The sequence below is a fragment of the Xenorhabdus littoralis genome (assembly GCF_033949345.1).
Lineage (GTDB): Bacteria > Pseudomonadota > Gammaproteobacteria > Enterobacterales > Enterobacteriaceae > Xenorhabdus > Xenorhabdus littoralis.
Genome location: NZ_VCDP01000247.1, coordinates 1 through 290, shown reverse-complemented (window position 1 = coordinate 290; position 290 = coordinate 1). Strand labels below are relative to the sequence as shown.

Sequence of the window (290 nt, the reverse complement as noted above, 5' to 3'; positions counted from 1 at the left end):
CAGGGACAGCTAATTGCGAAGCTGACCAGCCAAGAAGCCATAAGAGATTTACTGGTTTCACTCTCTATTGAAGGTAAAGACTTTGTTGATGCTCAACATCCTGTTTCCTTTATTGCGGATCCCTCAAAGTACCACATTCAGAATAATGTGATACTTGTTAACCCTTCAGGTCCCTTAATGGCTCATGATCCGACACCATTTACCTATACCGCAGTAGTATTGGCTGGTGATGGCCGTGTATTAGAAAATACAGAAATTAAAGATGTGAAGTGGAAGATCACACAAAACGG

The 290-nt window shown here is 41.7% G+C and carries 1 protein-coding gene; it reads left to right on the top strand.

The features are described from left to right. The coding region (locus FE394_RS19500; RefSeq protein WP_319927967.1) for a hypothetical protein at nucleotides 1-290 on the top strand (290 nt) is incomplete at both ends.